The organism is Actinomyces urogenitalis DSM 15434 (assembly GCF_000159035.1).
Taxonomy (GTDB): domain Bacteria; phylum Actinomycetota; class Actinomycetes; order Actinomycetales; family Actinomycetaceae; genus Actinomyces; species Actinomyces urogenitalis.
Map to the genome: position 1 here is coordinate 513,429 of NZ_DS999576.1, position 5,721 is coordinate 519,149.

Here is a 5,721-nt window from a genome sequence, read left to right on the forward strand (position 1 = left end):
GGGCCGTCGTGGCGAGCACGCCGCGCTCCCCGGTGACCGTGGCGGCAAAGGCGTCCAGGGCGGCAGAGTCGACGACGGCGCCGCCCGCCGTCGCGGCGCTGACCCGGGCCACGCTCAGCCCGTGGGCTGCGGCAACCTGCTGGACGGCGGCGTCGATGAGGGCATCAGCCTCGCCAAACGAGCTCGCTGGGGCCGAGGTGCCCAGGCTCGCGAGCTCACCGCCGCGCACGGAGGACCCCTCACGGCTGCCCAGCACGAGGGCGGCACTGGCATGCGCCGTCCATCCCTCGCCCAGGCCCCATGCCGTGCTCAGGCGCTCGCCCACGTAGGAGGCGCGCAGTCCGGCCGGCCCGAGCAGACGTCCCAGGCCCGAGCGCACCACCTCGGTGAGCACCGGCCCGAAGGCCTTGTAGCCCGGAGCACTCTTGGCCACGATCCCGCTCAGGGTCGGCATGTCCGCGTCGGCGGCGCCGTCGATCGAGGCCAGCTCCAGCTCGGCGCCCATATCCATCAGCAGCTGGTTGCGACGCGAGGACACGCCGTTGGTCAGGGTCTCGGTGGTGTCGGTGGCCCCGATCTGCTCCGGAGTGATGCGGGCGGCGTGGGCCAGCAGGACGAGGAGCGCATCGGCTGCGCCGAAGGCGAGGTCAGCCGCGGGCTCGCTCGGAGCCGGACCCGCCTGCGCGTTGGGGACCGAGGCCTTGGTCGACGCCGGAGATGCCTGCGGCGAGGCCGGCTCGGGCTGCGTCCCAGGCTGTGGCGCAGGCTCGCCCGGAGCACCGTGGCTGGAGGTCTCCTCCACGCTCACCGCGGGATCGGTGTCCGTGGCCAGCACCCGCGCCTCATCACGTCGCACGTTGTGGACGGTGACGTGGCGAGCGGCGTGCTCGGGCAGCATGAGGGTGCGCGAGGCGAGGTTGGCTAGGGTCGGCGAGGCCGCCAGGCCCACCTCCACCAGGTGACGCACGCCCAGGCCGCCCTCGGCGCGCGAGCGCACCAGCAGGTCCTGGGTCTCGATCCAGCGCACCGGGGAGGCGAACTGCCAGGCCAGGAGCTCGACCAGCAGCAGGCGGGCGAGCTCGCGTGGACGCTGGGACCACTGCGGCCAGGACTCCAGGACCTGGCGCGCCGGCTCGGAGGGCACGACCTGGAGGATGCAGCGCACGAAGTCCGCGCTCAGCTCGAAGGGACGTGCCACCAGGTTGGGCACGTAGCGCCCCACCAGGCGCTCATAGTCCAGGTCCTCGGGCACGAGCTCCAGCAGGCGGCTGCGGAAGGCCGGCACGCCCGGGCGCAGCACCTCGGAGTGGAAGGGGACGTCGATGCCGGGCACGAGTATGAAGGGGTTCTTGCCCCCGCGGGCCTCGGCGCGCCTGCGGCTGTCCGCGGCCAGCGCCTCCAGGCCCGCGACCGTGCCGGCCACCGCGTACTGGGCCCCAGCCAGGTTGTAGTTGACGATCTGGAGGAACTCACCGCTGGAGGCGGCGATGGAGGCGACGTAGTCCTCAACCTGGCTGGCGCTCACGCCGGCCTGGTTCGGGCGCAGGGCACCCATGCGGTAGCCCGAGCGGCCCTGGGCGTCACGCTCGACCAGGGTGTGCATCGTGGACCCGCGCTGGAAGACGATGGCGATCGTGGTCTCCACGTCCATGACGTGGCCGTAGGCCGCCAGGGCCGTGTACTCACCCAGGGAGTGGCCGGCAAAGGCCGCGTCCTCGACCAGGGCCCCGGCCTCCGCCAGTCGGGCGGTGGAGGCCATGGCCACCGTGGCCAGGGCAACCTGGGTGAACTGGGTGAGGTTGAGCAGCCCCTCGGGGTGTCTGTAGGTGACACCGCGCGCGGTCATCTCCACCGGGTTGTCACGCACGAGGTTGATGACCGAGAAACCGAGCTCGGAGCGGGTGAAGGCGTCCGCGCGCTGCCACACCTGGCGGGCCGCACGCGAGCTGTTCATCTCGTCCAGGCCCATCCCGGCAGCCTGGATGCCCTGACCCGGGTAGAGGTAGGCCGTGGGCTCGGGCGCCGTCAGGGCGGTTCCCCGCGAGACGACGTCGCCGCCGACCTTGCAGGTCACCTCCAGGACGTAGCCGCCCCCGACCACGAGGCCGGTGCGCTCGACGCTGATGACGACCTCGTCCTCCAGCTCGACCGTGCCGAGCATGACGTAGGTCCAGCCCTCCAGGACGAAGCCCACTCCCGAGGCGTCGGTGGCAGCAGCCGCCTGCTGCGCGGTGGCCGACAGCCACATGCCGTGCACCAACGGTGCCTGCATCCCGGCCACCCGGGCGGCGTGGTAACTGGTGTGGATGGGGTTGTAGTCCCCGCTCACGCGAGCGAAGGCGGTCATATCCGCCGGAGCCTTGACCGTGACGCGTCGCAGCAGCCGCCGGGCGCAGCGCACAGTCTGCCTGCCCGTGCCACCAGCCAGATCGGGGGCGCTGGGGGCCGCCGTGCCGTGGGCGCGGCCCCGGATGGCAAAGCGCTCACGCATGAGGGCGATCAGCTCGCCCTTCCCCTGCCGTGAGGGCGCGCCGTCCTCCTGGTCCTGCTCGGATTCGGATACGGCTTCGCGCAGCTCAAGGCGGACGTCCACCACCCGTCCGGCGCTGGACTCCTCCAGGGCCGCCACCCAGCCGGTCACCGCCACGCGCGAGGTGGGACCGACCCAGGCAGCCAGCTCCTCCACGCTGCGGCGCAGGTCGATGGTGTGGTCGAGGTGGACCGCGCCCAGGAGACCCTCGATCAGGGGCATCCCGTCCTCGACGACGCTGCCCAGGGCCGCGTAGACCACCGGCCAGCACGGGCCGAGCAAGGCGTCTGGCACAAGCGGTGCCGCCACCAGGGCCTGGCCGCCTCCGGCAGGCAACGCGTCACCGGTGACGGCCGCGTGGTCGGCTCCCAGGGTCGATGCCAGGGTGAAGGTGTCCTCCACGGTTCCAAAGGGCTGGGTGGCCGCCTGGCCGCGGGCGTCGAGGGCGCCGGGGCGCGCAGGGTGGACCAGGGGCAGGGCGGTGATCCGGTCTCCGGCCGCCGAGGTGGCCCCCACGCCCGCCGTGGCGCGCAGCAGGGCGTTCATCGTCTGCGAGATCCGTCCTGGATCGACCAGGGGCACGGCGCCGTCCCAGGCCGCCGCCAGGCGCAGCGGGACTACGAGGTGACGCACGGCGTGGACGGCCTCACCGCCGGGGACCTGGTCCCAGTGCGTGTCCAGGTGGATGTCGAGGTCGTAGGCGTCCGCTCCGACCTCCGGGCGGGAGACCACCGTGTAGGAGTCCTCCTCCAGCACCCGTGCGGGGTTGACCGTCAGGTGCCCGTTCCACAGCACGTGGGGAGCCCAGCGCACCAGCTGCGCCGCGTCCGCCACCGGCCGGGCCTGGCTGCCCGTGCCGCTGCCCAGCCTGGCCGCGGCCGGCTGAGCCTGAGTGCCCTGGTCCTGGAGCGCCTGGACGGCGGCCTGCTCAAAGCGTCCCAGGATCTGGCTGACCGGCTCGTCCACGCTCGTGATCCCGGCTACCGACACCGGGCCGGGGATGATGCGCACCTGGTCGGCGCTGTAGCGCGGGTCCTGGGACTGCCACAGTGAGTCCGTCCCCCACCAGCGCAGGATGTCAGCGTCCAGGATCGGCACGAAGGGCACGGGCTTGGGGTGCTTGCGGCACAGTGCGGGGAACCAGGCGGCGTCGCCAGGCGTGACCAGCGTGGTGGCGGCCTGCGGGTAGCGCTGGCGCAGGGCGGCCAGGGCGGCGTCGGAGTCGACGACGTCGGCGGTGGTGACGAAGAGGGTCTCCACCTCCCCGTGGTCGGCCGGGGCCAGACGCGCCTCGATGCGGTGGAGCAGGTCGAGGAAACGGTCGTACCAGCCCTCGTCGTTCCAGTCCTGCTCGCCGGCCGGGCGGCCCGGATGGGGCGCCAGGCACAGCTCGGCGTAGCGGCTGGCCCAGGCGAGGTAGGTCATCTCCTCCACGTCGCCGAAGTAGGGCTTGGCGGTGCGGGCCAGGGCCTGGATCATCTCCTGGCGGCGCGCGGCCATGGCCTGCTCGTCCCCGGCCAGCTGCTGGATGAGGCGAGAGGCTGCCGCCGAGGAGTTGTCGATCTCGTACAGGTCCGCCCGCAGGTGGGACAGCCCTGAGGTCATACCGCCCAGGCTCGCGCCTGAGGCGACCCAGCCGCCGTCGGCCCCGCTGTCTGCCGGGGCACGTACGGCGATGCCGGGAGTGTCCACGAGCAGCTGCTTGACGTCAGGGTTCGTACGCGCCTCACGCGCCGTCATGGCGGCCGTGCCGATCATGACGCCGTCCACCGGCGCCGGGGCCGTGTCGTAAGCCAGGGCCCACCGGCCCGTGAGGTAGTCAGCAGCGCGCTCAGGCGTGCCGATCCCGCCACCGACGCAGACCACGACGTTGTCGTGGGCGCGGATGTCGTCGTAGGTGGCCAGCAGCATGGTGTCGAGGTCCTCCCAGGAGTGGTGTCCCCCGGCGTGTCCGTCCTCGATCTGCATGATGACCGGCGTGGGTGCCGCCGCGGCGGCGATGGCGAGCACCGCGCGGATCTGCTCGACCGTGCCCGGTTTGAAGGCCACGTAGCTAAAGCCCTCCTCGCGCAGGCGCTCCAGCAGCGCCGTCGCCTCGTCGAGCTCGGGCACGCCGGCGGAGATGACGACGCCGTCCACCGGCGCCCCGGCAGCACGGGCCTTGGACAGCAGGCGCTGGGATCCCAGGTGCAGGTTCCACAGGTAGCGGTCCATGAACATGGCGTTGAAGGCCGCGGTGCGTCCCGGCTCCAGCTGCTCCTTGAGGCCGTCGAGGTTGGCCTGGAGCACCGCAGGGGTGGTCTGGCCTCCGCCGGCCAGCTCGGCCCAGTAGCCGGCGTTCGCGGCAGCCGCCACGATCTGCGGGTCGACCGTGGTCGGGGTCAGTCCCGCCAGGAGCACGGCCGAGCGTCCCGTCAGGCGGGTGAAGGCCGTGTCCAGCGTGAGGCGACCGTCAGGCAGGCGCGTCAGGCGCGGAGCGTAGCGCGAACGGTCCACCGTGGCCGCAGGGCAGGCTCCGGCACGGTCCAGGTTGTCCAGGTCGCGCGCGGTGCCGGCCGGCACGACCCGGACTCCGGTGCCTGCCACCGCGGTCGCGGTGATGCGGGCCAGGACGTTGCCCGGCCCCAGGTCCACCACCATGCGGGGGTGGCGGCCGTCAGCCGTTGTCGCCAGCGCCTGGCGCAGGATCTCGGGCCAGTCCACGGCATCGGTGAGCACAGCCGTGGCCAGGTCACGCGCCAGCGCCGTCTGCAGGCCGCAGGCTGCGGCCCAGGCCACGACGTCGTCGACGGCCGTGGTCAGGAAGGGGCTGTGGAAGGGCACCGTGGTGGCTAGGAACTCCGTGACCGGGGCGAGCACAGCCCCGCCCAGACGCCGGTCCTTGCGTGCCTTGGCGCTGCGTGCCGCAGCCGCCTCCAGGGCCGAGACCACCAGAACGAGCGTGCCTGGCCGGCCGGAGACGATATGTGCGTCGCGGCCGTTGGCCACCCCGATAGTCAGCTCCTCGTGGCCCGGCACGCGTTCTAGGACCTCCTCCAGGACCGGACGGGTCACCCCACGCACCGAGAGCATGGGCGTCGCCTCACCCACGCTCCCCAGGCCCTGGCGATGGGTGGTGCGGGTCGCCGCGGCGCCGATGAGGCGCGCCAGCGCGTGCACCTGCGCCACCTCGCCCGGCCCGCCGGACAGTG

1 protein-coding gene is annotated in these 5,721 nt (G+C 73.0%); it reads right to left on the reverse strand.

Features of this window, described 5'->3' with window-relative positions:
• A partial coding sequence (locus HMPREF0058_RS10400; protein ID WP_006549754.1) for a fatty acid synthase subunit beta domain-containing protein occupies nt 1-5,721 on the reverse strand: 5,721 nt, incomplete at both ends.